11 protein-coding genes and 1 other RNA gene are annotated in these 16,284 nt (G+C 35.6%); 10 read left to right on the top strand and 2 right to left on the bottom strand.

The features are described from left to right. Window positions 1-147: 147 nt before the first annotated feature. The 4 genes from FFM61_RS08085 to FFM61_RS08100 all read left to right on the top strand — a co-directional run bounded on the left by FFM61_RS08085 (window position 148) and on the right by FFM61_RS08100 (window position 6,087). Entirely contained in the window at window positions 148-2,979 is a 2,832-nt protein-coding gene (locus FFM61_RS08085) for a helicase C-terminal domain-containing protein (protein WP_083194418.1), read from the top strand. 94 nt (window positions 2,980-3,073) lie between these two features. Further along, window positions 3,074-3,580 (top strand): cell wall elongation regulator TseB-like domain-containing protein, encoded by a 507-nt coding sequence (locus FFM61_RS08090; protein WP_240006000.1) that lies wholly within the window; start codon window positions 3,074-3,076, stop codon window positions 3,578-3,580. A gap of 32 nt (window positions 3,581-3,612) precedes the next feature. Continuing rightward, the gene (gene asnS / locus FFM61_RS08095; RefSeq protein WP_074426970.1) at window positions 3,613-4,908 is read left to right on the top strand and encodes an asparagine--tRNA ligase; all 1,296 of its coding nucleotides are present in this window, start codon (window positions 3,613-3,615) and stop codon (window positions 4,906-4,908) included. 438 nt (window positions 4,909-5,346) lie between these two features. Then, entirely contained in the window at window positions 5,347-6,087 is a 741-nt protein-coding gene (locus FFM61_RS08100; RefSeq protein WP_083194419.1) for a DnaD domain-containing protein, read from the top strand. 43 nt (window positions 6,088-6,130) lie between these two features. On the opposite strand, the gene FFM61_RS08105 is transcribed toward FFM61_RS08100, so the two are convergent. After that, window positions 6,131-8,458, bottom strand: coding sequence for a PBP1A family penicillin-binding protein (locus tag FFM61_RS08105; RefSeq protein ID WP_074426971.1), 2,328 nt, complete (start codon window positions 8,456-8,458; stop codon window positions 6,131-6,133). Continuing rightward, entirely contained in the window at window positions 8,455-9,081 is a 627-nt protein-coding gene (recU, locus tag FFM61_RS08110; RefSeq protein ID WP_074426972.1) for a Holliday junction resolvase RecU, read from the bottom strand. The genes FFM61_RS08105 and recU overlap by 4 nt, the downstream gene beginning before the upstream one ends. 108 nt (window positions 9,082-9,189) lie before the next feature. Here recU and FFM61_RS08115 point away from each other — a divergent pair, with 108 nt between their 5' ends. The 6 genes from FFM61_RS08115 to ligA all read left to right on the top strand — a co-directional run bounded on the left by FFM61_RS08115 (window position 9,190) and on the right by ligA (window position 16,269). Beyond that, window positions 9,190-9,753 (top strand): SLOG family protein, encoded by a 564-nt coding sequence (locus tag FFM61_RS08115; protein ID WP_074426973.1) that lies wholly within the window; start codon window positions 9,190-9,192, stop codon window positions 9,751-9,753. Window positions 9,754-9,847: 94 nt separating this feature from the next. After that, window positions 9,848-10,267, top strand: a complete 420-nt coding sequence (gene gpsB / locus FFM61_RS08120) for a cell division regulator GpsB (protein WP_074426974.1) — start codon at window positions 9,848-9,850, stop codon at window positions 10,265-10,267. 24 nt (window positions 10,268-10,291) lie between these two features. Next, window positions 10,292-10,663, top strand: an RNA gene (rnpB, locus tag FFM61_RS08125) — RNase P RNA component class B. Window positions 10,664-10,766: 103 nt separating this feature from the next. Continuing rightward, the gene (locus FFM61_RS08130) at window positions 10,767-11,900 is read left to right on the top strand and encodes a THUMP domain-containing class I SAM-dependent RNA methyltransferase (RefSeq protein ID WP_074426975.1); all 1,134 of its coding nucleotides are present in this window, start codon (window positions 10,767-10,769) and stop codon (window positions 11,898-11,900) included. 31 nt (window positions 11,901-11,931) lie between these two features. Beyond that, the gene (gene pcrA, locus FFM61_RS08135; protein WP_074426976.1) at window positions 11,932-14,202 is read left to right on the top strand and encodes a DNA helicase PcrA; all 2,271 of its coding nucleotides are present in this window, start codon (window positions 11,932-11,934) and stop codon (window positions 14,200-14,202) included. Between the two features lie 15 nt (window positions 14,203-14,217). Then, window positions 14,218-16,269, top strand: coding sequence for an NAD-dependent DNA ligase LigA (gene ligA, locus FFM61_RS08140; protein WP_074426977.1), 2,052 nt, complete (start codon window positions 14,218-14,220; stop codon window positions 16,267-16,269). Window positions 16,270-16,284 lie beyond the last annotated feature (15 nt).

Below are 16,284 nucleotides of genomic sequence, written 5' to 3' on the forward strand. Positions count from 1 at the left end.
TTTTCAATTTTACACGATTTTTAACAAAATATAATAGAATATGCTTTATATGAATGTGACATAATCCAATAGCAGATTACATAAATATACCTGTATAAATATGCTATAATTTACCTAAGATTATAGAGAAAGTCGTGGTGCGTTTCGATGCTAAATAAAGACATCTATGCAGTTGTTGATCTGGAAACAACTCGTACAACGAGCGAATCAGGTCGTATTATTCAAATTGCGATTGCGTTCGTACAAAACAAAAAAATTATTAATCAATTTTCAACTTTAATAAATCCAAAAGACATTATTCCACGAAATATTGTGCAATTGACTGGCATCACACAAGATATGGTAGAAGGGGCACCATTGTTTGCAGATATTGCTGAATCAATTCATACAATGTTATCAGGAACAATTTTTGTTGCACACAATGTCAATTTTGATTTACCATTCTTAAACGCTGAATTTAAAAGGGCAGGATTGACTGAATTAGACTTGGTAGCTTTGGATACTGTTACCTTAAGTCAAATTGTGTGGCCAACAGCACCAGGTTTTCGCTTAGTAGATTTAACAACTTATCTATCCTTAACTCACGGGCGACCTCACCAAGCGGATAGTGATGCTTTAGCAACAGGAGCTTTATTAATTAAGATCATCACTCGGCTAGAATCATTACCGATAGTGACCTTACAAGCTTTAGTAGATTTACCTCTGGTACTGCCAAAAGATTCTAAAGTATTATTTGAAAAAGCATTATTAAAAGCAAAAACATTACGTCAACCGTTATCAAAACACTTACAAGTAATAGATGGACTAGCTATTCATCGTTTCAGTGATCCTGAGCCATTAAGTAATACAAAAAATATACCTTATCCAGCTAAACGTGCGGCTAAACAACAACTATACGTAAAAACTTTAACGTACCGTGAGCAACAAGCTAAATTAATGAATGCTATTAAAAAGCACTATACAACAACGACTTTTTCAACAGTGCCTGGAGAATCAGCGTTTGTTGCAGAAGCACCAACTGGTATGGGTAAAACACTCGGGTTTTTGTTACCTTTTACCTATTTAGCAAATGATACAGAAAAGCAAGTTATTGTTACCGAGCCAACGATTACCTTGCAAACACAGGTTACTGAAACAATTAATACAACATTACATAATATTTTACCTTTTGAAGTGCGAGCAGTCAGTTTAAAAGGCCGTTGCCAATATTTAAATTTGCAAAGTTTTAAACGCTCATTGCAAATTGATGAAGGTACTACCTCATTACAGTTTATTAAAGCCCAAATTTTAGTATGGTTAACTGAAACTGTTCGTGGAGATTTTGATGAATTACATTTAATGAATGCACAGCAAAAATTCATTGCAAAGCTATCACAAAATGCGAACAATCCAACAGGGTCACCATTTTATGGTTACGAATTTTTTGAAAGACAACATGTCTTAGCTCAACAAGCACAATTTTTGGTTGTTAATCATAATTATTTAGCAGAGTATGCAAGTGAATTAGGTGATCAAAAGAACAAGCCTTACTTAGTAATTGATGAAGCGCAAAACTTACCTTCCGCTGTTCTAGATCAAAGTCGGCATCAGCTACCAATTCAGACATGGTTAGCTCGGGTACAGACGGCAATTAATTTGATTTTACAAGATACAAAACCCGCTATTGGTGATATTTTGCACCGTATTATTGGTGGTGAACGATTAAAAAATCATTTACTGCAGTCTTTAGAAGTTATCTCAAATGAGATTCCACAGTTACAAGTTGCCTTATATCGACGTTTTTTATTAAATAAAAAAATGCCAGCAACACAAGGACAATACGAAATTGCTTTGGCAAATAATGATTTTGCACAATTTTGGATTGATCAAGCAAATCATGTGACTAGCATCCATAAGGAAGTATTACAATTAGAAGATTCGCTACAAAGTTTATTAGGACAATTTAGTGATTCTAAAACTGCTTTTTCACTAGGGGAAAGACAACAATTAGCTGATTTTAGGCGTTTATTAGATAGTATTAGTCAATACGAAAAACAACTGACCATTTTCCAACAAGATTTAGTTGATTTTCCAAAGGCTAGTATTTTTTGGTTAACCGATGCACAAAATCATGATAGTAGTAATTTAAAGTTAAGTGGTGGATTATTACATACACTAAATTATTTCGAAGAGAAAGTTTATCCACATTTCATGCCACCAACAATTATCGGTGCAACTTTATTTACGTCAACTAAATCAGGTTATTTATATGATCGATTAAATATAGATAAAGAAACAGCCACAGTACGTCACTATCCTGATATTTTTAATTTTGAAAAACAAGCTAAACTTTTGATGGTTAAAAATGCACCAGCACCAACAGATAAACATTTTGTAAACTATTTAGCTAATCAATTAGCCAATGTTACAACAGCTGTAAATAAAAATACGCTAGTTTTGTTTAATTCTCTGGAAATGATTCAACAAGTGTACAATCAAATGCAAGCTAACCCTAAAATACAACAGAGTAAGTTGACAATTTTAGCACAAGGAGTAACTGGTACTCGTGGTAAAATTAGGAAACGTATGCAGTCTGAAAAAAACATTGTGGTGCTGGGAGCTGCCAGTTTCTGGGAAGGGATTGATTTACCAGATGACCAATTACGATTACTTGTGATTGCACGATTACCATTTGACCGTCCAGATACAGTATTACAAAAAGCAGAAGAAGCGGTTTTAACTGCTCAAGGTAAGCAACCATTTTACCAAAGCACTTTGCCTAAGGCAGTTCTTAGGTTAAGACAAGGAATCGGTCGTTTAATAAGAACACCAGAAGATTATGGCGCTATCATCATCTATGATGTTCGTATTTTAACAAAGGCGTATGGTAAAACATTGCGTAAAATGCTGCCAACAAATTTACCGCAAAAAGAACTAACTGATGATCAAATCGTGCCAACTTTACAGAATTTTTTTGCAGAAGGACATAAACATCTTTAACAAGGACCAAAAATTTGGTAAAGTAGTAAGTGGTTTGTTTTTATAGTGGGTAAACCTGTTTATTATAAAGGAGCTTAGTGACATGGAGATGCGTATGCGATCGACAATTCACGGATATCGTGGTAAGCGGCTTCGACACTGGTTACTTGGTATCTTGATATTTTTAATCATCATTTTGATTGGTGTATCAATTTTAGGAAAGGCACAAAGTCCTATTGACACTGCCAAAGAGCGCATAACAAAAATTGCTAAGCAATCAAATAAGTTGTCCTCTGTATCAAAATTTTATCGTATTTCACGGCAAGACACGTACTATAGTGCAGTCGGTGAAAATAAAAAACACGAGCAAGTTGGTGTTATTGCTCGTGGAACATCAAATAAACTAACAACTATAAATATGGCCGATGGTTTGTCAGAAAAGAACGTGCGAAAATTAGTAGAGAAACAATTTCATCCACAAAAAGTAACGAGTATTGGTTTAGCAATATATGAAAAAGTGCCAGTTTGGCAAGTTACTTTTATTGACAAAGATGACAATTTAAACTTTATCACATACCAATTTTCAAATGGTAAACAAGTACAGACTATTCGTCATTTATAAAATGTTAATTAACCATAAAGGAGCTCAAAATAATGGAAACAATTCGCATTGAAGACGCGAAAAATTATGTTGGCCAAGAAGTCCGTTTAGGTGCATGGCTAAGGAATAAACGTGGATCAGGTAAGATGCAATTCTTGCAATTACGTGATGGTACGGCTTTCTTCCAAGGTGTTGTTGTTAAAGCTAATGTTGGTGAAGATATCTTTTCGAAAGCAAAGGCTCTTACACAAGAAACAAGCATGTATTTGATTGGGACAATTGTTGCTGATGAGCGTTCACCATTTGGTTACGAGATGCAAATCAAAGACTTAACAGTTGTTGGTGCATCAGAGGGGTACCCAATTACACCAAAAGAACACGGAACCGAGTTCTTAATGGATCATCGTCATTTGTATTTACGTCATATTCAGCCATTTGCTGTACTACGTATCCGTAATACTTTGATTGCTGCGACGTACGAATTCTTTAATAAAGAAGGGTTTATTAAAATTGATTCACCACTAATGACTGGTTCAGCACCCGAAGGAACGACTGAATTATTCCACACTGAATATTTTGATGAAGATGCATACCTTTCACAAACAGGACAATTATATGCTGAAGCTGGTGCAATGGCTTTCGGTCGAGTTTTCACTTTTGGACCAACTTTCCGTGCTGAAAAGTCTAAGACACGTCGTCATTTAACAGAATTTTGGATGATTGAACCTGAAATGGCTTGGATGACACAAGAAGATTCATTAAAAGTTCAAGAACGTTACATCGCTTACTTAATTCAATCTGTCTTGGATCGTAATGAATATGAATTAGATCTATTAGGTCGTGATAAAGAACTACTAAAGTCATATACACAGTTACCATATCCGCGTGTTTCATATGATGATGCTATTAAGTTATTACAAGATAATGACTTTGATGTGCAATGGGGGGTTGATTTTGGTTCACCTGAGGAAACTTTCTTAGCAAACCATTATGCAAAGCCAGTATTTATTACTAATTTCCCTAAGGCAATTAAAGCCTTTTACATGAAGCGCCATCCTGATCGTGATGATGTAGTTATCTCTGCTGACTTGTTAGCACCTGAAGGTTATGGTGAAATCATTGGTGGTTCTGAGCGTGATACTGATTATGATTATCTAGAAAAGCGCATTAAAGAGCAAGGTCTTAATCTTAATGAATACTCATGGTACTTAGATTTACGTAAGTACGGATCTGTACCTCATTCTGGATTTGGACTTGGACTAGAACGTGCTGTAACTTGGATTACTGGTGAAGAGCATATTCGCGAAGCAATACCGTTCCCACGTACAATGAACCGACTATGGCCATAAAATTATTATAAATACTATTAAACCGCTATAAACATTGATGTGACAATGCTTGTAGCGGTTTTTATTTGTTCATTAATGTACGCTATTTTTATGTAATGTACGCTAAAATCCCCATAAATTCACAATATTCCCACACAAAATATAGGGAATTGACACGAGATTTCGCCTGAAAATGTAATTTTTTAGCCACCAACAGAACTATCTTTTCTTAAAGTGATGATATATGGTATGCTAAGTTGTACTGTTTTATTAAGGGCTATTAATCTTATATTGTTTAAATAGAGTATTTATTTACAACAATGTCGGTATTAAGATTTACTAGTGTGAATTTGTTTAAAAAGCCACAATAACAGTTAACAAATCAAGATTTTCCATTTGGATAATCTTATCATTTTATGAATAAATTTAAGTATTATAATGAAAAGGTTGGTCATAAAAATGGAAATTGATCAGAATAATTTAATGTCGTTTTTAAAGTTAGGCCAAACGACGCTAAATAATTTTTTATTACAGCATTATCGTGAAATTGGCATGAACAATGATGAATTATTAGTATATATTCAAACCAAAATGGGCGCTGATCACGGTGATTTAGAACCCAGTACAGAACAAATTGGTCAAGTTTTAGGATGGTCAGCTAAAAAGGTGTTTTCCCATTTAGAAGAAATGCGTAAAAAAGGCCTAGTTAAATTTAATAGTCGACATGCTAATGATGGCAGGGTCACTACCGAACTTGATTTTATGCCACTTTATATTGCTTTATTTAAAAATAAAGTTAATCATGAGAGTACCAATGATCGTATTGATAAACAGGGGTTACCGCCAACTGAAGAAGGGCAAATTAAGCGAGCAGATATTTATAATTTAATTGAGCAAGAATTTGGACGTCCATTAAGCCAAATAGAAATGGAGACAATTAAAAACTGGTTTGATATCGACCATTTTAAGCCACTGTTTATTAAAGCTGCTGTACAAGAAGCCGTTTTAAATGGCGCCTTAAATTTAAGATATATTGAAACTATTTTGGTATCATGGCAGAAAAAAAATTATCATTCATTAAATGATATTGCGAATGAAAAAAATAAACATCAACAGTACAAGCAATTACAGTCAGACGAAGTAATTGATATCCCACTTGACATTGATATTTTCAATGTTGATTGGGATAAATTCAAATAAAAAACGAGACAGCCAAGTTTTTGGTTGTCTCGTTTTTTACTAACTATTGTGATATTTCCTCATTTGGCTGATCATCCTCATTCGAACTTGACGCTGGTTCACTACTTGAGGTTGCTTCTGAAGCATCGTCACTGCTAGTTGATGATGACGCTGGTTCACTAGATTCTGATGAACTATCAGGTTGTTCTGAGGTTGATGATGATTCCGCCTCAGATGAACTACTTGATGGCGCCTGAACTACCGATGAAGATGAACGACTGCTTCTTCTGGGCGTTGTAGGTGCACGTCTTACAGGTTGACTAATTACATTTTCGGCCGAAGTATCAGCACCAACGACTGAATACTCTTTAATACCATTAACTGTTGTACTCTTAACACTATTTGGCATTTCCCAATCAGTTCCATCCGCGTTAGCAGTTGAAGACATAATGTAATCCATCACTGCTTTGTATACACGTAATGGTGTAAATTGTTGTTCACCAGCAGCGAGAGAATGACCTGGTTGATTTGGTTGGTCATAACCAGTCCAAACAGAAATTGCTGCTTGTTTTGTATATCCAGTAAACCAAGAATCTGATGCAGACCCATCTGGCATATTTAACTTATCCTCATAAGCTGTCACACCAGTTTTACCAGCTTGCGCATAATCAGAAGTATTAATTATCTTAGCATATGAATCAGTAATCACCGACTTCATCATGTTAGTTAGCATGAACGCTGTTGAGCCTTTCATTGCCTGCTTGCCAGAATCTTCAAATTCCTTAACAGCGCCACTTTGATCTGTGATTTTAGAGATATATTGTGGTTCATAGTAAGTCCCACCGTTATCAAAAGCAGCAAAAGCAGCGGCTTCCTGTTCACTAGATACATTGATACCAATTGCGCTAGAAGCAACTAGATCAGCGGCCTTAATTGGAATACCCAAGCCATTTAAGAACTTAGCCGAATTATCATAACCGACCTCTTGTAATGTTTTAACTGCCGGAATATTTCGTGATAGGGCAAGTGATTTACGCATCGTAATATTACCTTGATATTGACGATCAGCATTATATACAGATATGTTTGAGCCTGGATAGATATATGGTGCATCATTTAATGAATGATTGGTTGACCAGTCTAAGTTTTCAACTGCTGGACCATAATCAACTAATGGCTTAGCAGTCGAACCAGAAGAACGTCTAGTATTTGTTGCACGGTTAGTTCCTTGCAACGTACTTTGCTTACGACTACCAATTTGTGCAATAACTTGTCCATTATTAGGGTCAGTGACTGTCAAACCAACTTGCATCATATCATCAGTCCATTGTACATAATCATCAGTATTCGCAACATCATATGCACGCTGTTGCACTTTAGAATCCAAATTAGTTTGTACCACTAAACCATCTTTATTCAAATCATAACCAAGATCTGTTAATTTATTACGAACTGATGTGATATACGCATCATCAACTTTATTATCTTCATCTTCAATATCTAATGGAGCATGTTCTTTAGCTAGACCATCTGTAATAGGTGTATTACGATATTCTTTAGCTTCAGTTTGAGAAATAACATTGTTATTTGCCATAGCTGTCAATACTTCATTACGACGGTTAGTTGCACCCTTTGGATTAGAATAGGGATCGTATCCAGAAGGGGACTGTGGCAACCCAGCTAAGAAAGCTATTTGCGGTACAGATAAATCCGAAAGACTTTTGTTAAAGTAATCGTCAGCAGCAGTCTTCATACCATAAACACCGTTACCCATATAAACTTTATTCATATAAAGGGTTAAAATTTGATTCTTTGAATATTGCTTTTCAAGTTTCAGCGCTAACCACGCTTCTTGTGCCTTACGCTTCAATGTTTGATCACTTGACTTTGTTGAAAAGGCCGTCAATTTAATCAATTGTTGCGTTAGGGTAGAACCACCCTGTAGTCCCAAAGATGAACCAGTGACATTGGCAAAAGCTGCACCAATAATTCGACGAGGATCTACACCATGATGCTTATAAAAACGTCGGTCCTCGATTGAAACAATCGCCATACGCATTTGTTTAGGAATTTCACTTTGACGCGCACTTTCACGTTTTGAACCAGTCGAATAAAAAACATTACCCTCACGATCTAAAAACTTAGTTTGTGATGTGCCCACTAACGCTGCATTCGTCACTTTTGGCGCCGATGATGCATAATAAGCAAATAATCCAGCACCACTTAAACCACCAACAATGAATAAAACGATTAAGCCTAAAATTGTGTACTTTGTAATACGTTTAAATTTAGAATTAGTCTTTTTATTATTTGTTTTCTTAGATTGAGATGGCCGTTTATTGTTATTTGTGTTCTGCTGTCCTCGCGAAACACGTGACATTTTTTCTGTCATATTAAATTATCTCCTTCTTTTTTACATTCTATGAGTAATTTATCAACTGCCTGTAAATAGGGAGTAGTTGGATTATAATGTTGTTCCACTAATTCACCAAATTTAGCAATCGTTTCGTAGGGAATAGATTTCCGACCGGTTTCTCTATTATCCCAGTATTCAAAAATTAATTTTGCCCATACAACGTAAGTTTCTTGCAAAACGGTAAATCTAATAATCATAAAAGCTAATCCATTTTGTTTAGCAATTGCCTTTAGATGTTTAACTTGATGCTCATGAATATTATTTAAAGGAAACGACCGTTTATGGGTTGTTTCCTTAGCATCAAAGTCAATATAATAGCCTTTATAGATACCATTATAATCTGTTGTTGAAGCTTGTCGAAAATAAGCTTCGGTAATTTTGGCTGCGGCACGAGCAGGGTAGCTAACATTTACTATTTGGATTGGCGTTGGCTTTTTATGAATAACAGCTTGACCCATCGCCAAATAATATTTATTTGCTTCATTAATATCAGATTCTAATGACATTCCGCGATTGCTCTGTGAAGCACCATAGCTTACAATTGGTTTTTGAAATGCTTTTTGATTAAAAGAATGTCCATTCGGATAATTGAAAGCCATTATGAACTCCTATAATTAAACTTTATCTTTGCTATTATACCAAATGTAGCAGGATAGTAACAGGTTCAATGAATTTAATAGCCGTTGTCAGACAAAAGGAGATAATGTATGAATCGTATGTGGATAACTGGTTTTCGTGACTATGAATTGGGAATATTTAACAACAAAGATCCAAAATTAACTGTTATTAATTATGCATTAAATAAGATTTTGACTAATGCCATCAATGACGGTTGTGAATGGCTAATTACAGGGGGCCAGCTCGGCGTTGAACAATGGGCGATTGAGCAAGCGCTACAATTAAAAGAAACGACTTTCCCTGAATTTAAAATTGCCATGATGACACCTTTTATTGATTTTGGTAAAAATTGGAAAGAAAATAAACAAATAAAGCTTAATGCTTTAAAAGAAGGTGTTGATTTTAATAGTTCAGTACTTAATACTACTTACAAAAATCCACAACAACTCAAAGACTATCAAAATTTTATGTTGGCTCATACTGAACATGCTGTTAGTTTTTATGATACGGAAGTGTCTAATTCACGGGCAAAATTTGAATATAATGCCATGCAATTTCATGCAAAAAGCCATGAATATCCTGTCAGTTTACTCGATTTTGAGCGTTTGCAAGAATATGCTGATGAATATCAATTAGAAATAAATGACTATTAAACCTCATAAAAGCCATTTATTTACACAAGTAATTTTGTCATCTAGTTAAAAAGCTGTTAAACTAGTATTAGAAGAAAACTAAGGAGTGCAAGTGATGGAAAACGTGCAACATACTCGGGAAGAAATTCTAAACAAGGATTTTAAAAAGACACGCATTGGTACTGGTTATGATATTACAGATGTTGATGCTTATTTAGATGAAATTATCTCTGATTACCAAGCTTTTCAGAATAATATTGGTGAGTTGACGAATCAAAATCAAAAGTTAAAGGATCAAGTTGCTGAATTAACAAAGCAAGTTTCAGCAGCCCCAACTTCTGAACCGAAAGCATCGCCTGCACCTACTGTGAATACTAATATGGATATTCTAAAGCGACTATCTAACTTAGAACGTCGTGTATTTGGTAAAGCTTCATCTGAACAATTTAAAAAGCCACAAGAAAAGGTTGATGAACAACCAGATGATATTGAAGATGTAATTGTTTCAGAAAACACTACACAATCTACGGATTAAGTGTATAATAGATATTTGTGATGTATTGGTGGGTAATTGCGTGTAACTTTTGTTACATGAGGAAAGTCCATGCTCGCACTAACTGTGATGTTAGTAGTGTTCGTGCTAGCTGAAAAAATAAGGCTAGGCAATTCTTGTAATTGACGGCCAGTGAACATGTCTAAGGGCATTGCCTATGATGTTAGTAGTTGTTAAGGTGCCACAGTGACGAGCCATCAAAGAAATGCGATGGGTGGAACGCGGTAAACCCCACGAGCGGGCAACCCAAACTTTGGTAGGGGCGTTTGATCTAGCGAATCGAAGCGATGATCGAGGAAACAGAAATGTTTGAGATAGATGATTACCGCCAAATAAATTTTGCCAATTTTTATTTGGAACAAAACATGGCTTACAGCCAATACATTAGGTAGCCGGCGTCCTTGTGGCGTCGGTTTTTATTTTGCCCAAATTTTCAAACTACTTTATAATAAAAGATATAAACTTAGAAAGAGAACTAAACATGAAAAATTTTAAATTAATGGCAACAATGGGTGCCGGTATGGAAGCTTTAGTCGCTCGTGAATTAAAAGAGATGGGGTATGCTACCCAAACAGAAAATGGTCGTGTATTTTTTGACGGAACGGTTGAAGACATTTATCGTGCCAACTTATGGTTGCGTGTAGCTGACCGTATTAAAATAGTTGTACAAGAGTTTGATGCTAAAACTTTTGATCAATTATTTGAACAAACTAAAGCATTTCCCTGGGAAGATTTACTACCTTACGATGCAGTTTTCCCAGTTAACGGGCGCTCAAAAAATTCTATTTTACATTCTGTCCCAACAGTACAGGCAATTACTAAAAAAGCAATTGTTAAACGCTTATCTGAAGCATATCATACGCAGAGTTATTTACCTGAGACAGGTCAACGCTATGTTTTAGAAACTGCTATTGATAAGAACCACGTTATGATTACTTTAGACACAACTGGCGATTCTTTATTTAAACGTGGTTATCGTACTGAAAAAGGTGGGGCACCATTAAAGGAAACCATGGCGGCTGCCTTAGTTAAATTAGCGCACTGGTTTACCGATAATCCTTTTGTTGACCCAACTGCTGGTTCAGGAACTATTGCCATTGAAGCCGCACTAATTGGACGCAATATTGCGCCCGGATTAAATCGTGAATTCGATATTTCTGACTGGGATTGGTTTGACAAAAATATTGGACAAACATTAAAAGCGCAAGCTCGTAGTATGATTAATTTTGATGAATCATTAGATATCACTGGTTATGATATTGATGAAGATATGATTGAAATTGCTAAAAATAACGCTCAGGCTGCTGGTGTTGGTGATGATATTACTTTTAAGCAATTAGCTGCTGCTGATTGGTCAACTGACAAAATTAATGGTGTCTTGATTGCCAATCCACCATATGGAGAACGTCTAGGTGATGAGACCGCTGCCCGTCAACTATACAGTCAAATGGGCTATATTTATAATAATATGCCAACTTGGTCAAAATATATTTTGACTTCAGATGAAGAATTTGAAACAGCATTTGGTAAAAAAGCGACTAAGAAACGTAAATTATATAACGGTGCCTTAAAAGTTGACTTATATCAATATTGGGGTAAGAAAATTCGTCATTAATTATTACATGTAGATTAAGAGGAGAAATGATATGGATCCGTTACTTTCGGGTATGAATGATAAACAAGCTGAAGCAGTTGTTACTACAGAAGGACCACTTCTAATAATGGCTGGTGCGGGTTCAGGAAAAACACGGGTTTTAACCCATCGCGTTGCCCATTTAATTAAAGACTTAAATGTCATGCCATGGCGAATTTTAGCAATTACATTTACTAATAAAGCTGCTCGTGAAATGAAGGAACGTATTAGCCAATTAATTGATGAGCATGAAGCTGACGCTGTTTGGGTATCCACATTTCATGCTTTAGCTGTTAGAATTCTTCGTCGTGATATCGATAAATTAGGTTATAAAAAAGATTTTTCAATCATTGATGCCAGCGCCCAACGAACATTAGTGAAAAGAATTCTAAAAGATCAAAATGTTGATATTGAAAAATTTACACCACGTTCAGTATTAGGTGCTATTTCCAATGCGAAAAATGCTATGGAAAGGCCCGAAGATTATTTAAAACGCGCATCAGGCACTTTTGAGGAAATTGTCGGTAAAACTTATAAAGAATACCAGCATCGATTAGCACTTGCACAATCTCTTGATTTTGATGATTTAATTATGCTAACAATCGAATTGTTACATAAAGATCAAGAAGTCTTGTCATACTACCAAGAAAAATTTCTTTATGTTCATGTTGATGAGTATCAAGACACAAACAATGCGCAATATGAATTAGTAACCTTGCTTTCAGGTAAACACCGTAATTTAGCAGTTGTTGGTGACTCAGATCAATCAATTTATGGTTGGCGTGGTGCTAATATGCAAATTATTTTAAATTTCAGCAAAGAATATCCTGATGCCAAAACGGTTATGCTTGAGCAAAATTATCGTTCAACACAAACCATTTTGGATGCCGCTAATAGTGTTATTCGTAACAATGATGAACGTATCGTAAAAAAATTATGGACCGACAATGGTGATGGTGACAAAATCACCTATTATCGTGGCCAATCTGATCGGGCTGAAGCACTTTTTGTGATTAAAGAGATTAAAAAAGCATGCAACGATAATAAATTTAATTATCGTGATTTTGCTATTCTATATCGTACAAACGCACAATCACGTGGTGTCGAAGAGGCTCTAGTTAAAGCTAATATGCCATATACAGTGGTTGGTGGTTCAAAGTTTTATGATCGTAAAGAAATCCGTGATGTTCTCGCTTATTTAGCGTTAGTTACCAATTCTGCAGATAATGAAAACTTTTTGCGTATTGTTAATGAACCTAAACGTGGCATCGGCCAAACTTCACTAGAAAAATTACGTCGTTTTGCACTAGAAAAGGATTGGACATTACTTGATAGTGCTGCTAACGCATTACTTATTCCAGGACTACCGGCACGTGCGGCAAATAAATTAGTTGCGTTTGCTAATATGATTGAAACCTTTAGAAAACAAATGCAATTTGATTTAAGCATTACCGATTTGACCAAGGCTATTCTAAACAAGTCTGGTTATGAAGAACAGCTGAAAAAGGTTGCAACACCAGAAAATGAAGGCCGATTAGAAAATCTAGCTGAATTTTTATCAGTTACTGCAGAATTTGATAAAAATTACCAACCAACTGATGAAAGCATTTCTAAATATGTAGATTTCTTAGGTGAATTAGCCTTAGTTTCTGATTTAGACAGTGTTGATGAAAATACTAATAATCAAGTCACATTAATGACATTACACGCTGCTAAGGGTCTAGAATTCCCTGTTGTCTTTTTGATTGGTATGGAAGAAAACATTTTTCCATTATCAAGAGCTGCTGCTGATGATGATCAATTAGAAGAGGAACGACGTTTAGCTTATGTCGGTATTACTCGTGCTAAAGAAAAACTCTATCTAACTAACGCTTATTCTCGTTTACTATATGGCCGTACAACTAATAATCCAGCATCAAGATTTATTGATGAAATTGATAGCAGGTTGATTAATGAAACATTCAGCGGTATCGGATCGCAAACAAATGATCGTGATTTTCCATTTAATCATCGTGTCACACCCGCACAAGGGGTAACGTTTAGTGGACGTAGCCATCAAACAGCCCATACAGTCAGCCAGGCAAAACCAAGTACTATTAGTACTGGTGCCGAGAAAAAAGATTGGATTATTGGTGACGCAGTACAACATAAAAAATGGGGTATTGGACATGTTGTCAAGATCAGTGGTGACGGTGAAGATAAAGAATTAGATATTGCCTTTCCTAATCAAGGCATTAAACGTTTATTAGCGGCATTTGCACCCATTAATAAAGTTGAAAAATAGATAGGAGATTGGTTTGTGACAGACGTAACATTGACAGACGTAAATGAAGCAGCTAAGCAAATTGCTACACTACAAAATCAGTTAAAACAATGGGCTAAAGAGTATTATGAAAATGATGCGCCTACTGTTGAAGATGCTGAGTACGATAAAATTTATAAACGTTTAGAAGACTTAGAATCTACTTTCCCGGAATTAATTCAGGCAGATTCTATTACCCAACAAGTTGGTGGGCAACAAGTAAAATCGGAATTGCCAAAAGTAGCGCATGAAGTACCCATGTTGTCATTAGGTGATGTTTTTTCCTTCGATGAATTAAATAATTGGATGAATAACACTCAAAAATCATTTACTGAAGCTTTATCATATAATGCTGAATTAAAAATTGATGGCTTAGCAATTAGTTTAATTTATGAAAATGGTAAATTAATGCAAGCTTCTACTCGTGGTGATGGTAATATTGGTGAAGATGTTACCAAAAACATTAAACAAATTAATGGCATTCCTAGTCAATTAAATGAACCTATTTCTATTGAAGTTCGTGGTGAAGTTTATATGCCTAAGGCGAACTTTGTTTCTTTAAATAATAGTCGTGAGCGTGATGGGTTGCCAACATTCGCCAATCCAAGAAATGCTGCTGCTGGTTCATTACGACAATTAGATCCTAAAATTACAAAGCAGAGAGGTTTAGCAGCATTTTTATACCAAGCAGTAGACGCAACCAAAATTTTAAACGTGACCAATCAATCAAGCTTATTAGAACGATTAAATGGACTGGGATTACCAACTAATTCAACCAATGCAGTCATAACGAACATGACTGATGTTGAAGCCTATATTATTTCACAGACTAAGAATCGTGATAGCTTATCATATGGTATTGACGGTATCGTCATTAAAGTAAATAACTTACATTATCATGAAGAATTAGGAAACACCGTGAAAGTACCCAAATGGGCAATTGCCTATAAATTCCCGCCTGAAGAGGCACAAACGACCATTTTGAGTATCGAATGGACAGTTGGTCGTACTGGTGCAGTTACGCCAACTGCAGTTATGACGCCAGTACAGTTAGCAGGCACAACGGTCGCACGAGCTTCCTTGCATAATGCTGATTATTTAAAAGCTAAGGGAATTCGCATTGGTGATACTGTGACTTTGCATAAAGCCGGTGATATTATTCCTGAAGTTGGTAAAGTACTTTTAGATAAACGTCCTGCTAACAGCGTTGACTATGAGTTGCCAACAATATGCCCAGCTTGCCAACAAGAACTTGTGCATGTTGATGGTGAAGTCGTAATGCGTTGTATTAATCCAGCATGTCCGGCACAAGTAAAAGAATCATTAACACATTTTGCTTCACGTAATGCGATGAATATTGACGGTTTAGGTCCTAAAATTATCACGCAATTATTATCACATGACTTAGTTACAGAGGTTACAGATTTATATCGTTTAACTTATGATGACTTGATTGAATTAGATAAATTTGGCGATACAGCAGCAAATAATTTATTAAATGCTATTAATACATCAAAAACGAATTCTGTTGAACGTTTATTATTTGGTCTAGGTATTCGTAATGTGGGGGCTAAAGCTGCTAAAACCATTGCTGCCAAATTTGGTGATCTTAAAACAATTGCACAAACCACAGCAGAAGAAATAGCCACGATTCCCGGTATCGGCTTAACAATTGGTGACAGTATGATGCAGTATTTCACCACTAAGCAAGCACAACGCTTAATAAGTGATTTGTCAGATTTGAATGTTAACTTAACATATACTTCTCAAGTGCTTGCAGTTGAAAATCCGCAATTTTCAAGTAAAAAAATTGTGCTAACCGGTTCATTATCTTTATTTTCACGCCGTGAGGCAACTGCATGGTTAGAATCACAAGGTGCAGTAGTTGCCAGTTCAGTATCTAAAAAAACTGACTTATTAATAGCTGGTGAAAATGCAGGTTCCAAATTATCAAAAGCACAAGATTTAGGCATTGAAATTTGGTCAGAAAAACAATTACGTGATACTATGGACAATAGTGGTAATGAACAAAATGTGCTAAACTATTAGGCAGTTTAGACGATT

The sequence above is a fragment of the Weissella hellenica genome (assembly GCF_005405545.1).
Classification (GTDB): domain Bacteria; phylum Bacillota; class Bacilli; order Lactobacillales; family Lactobacillaceae; genus Weissella; species Weissella hellenica.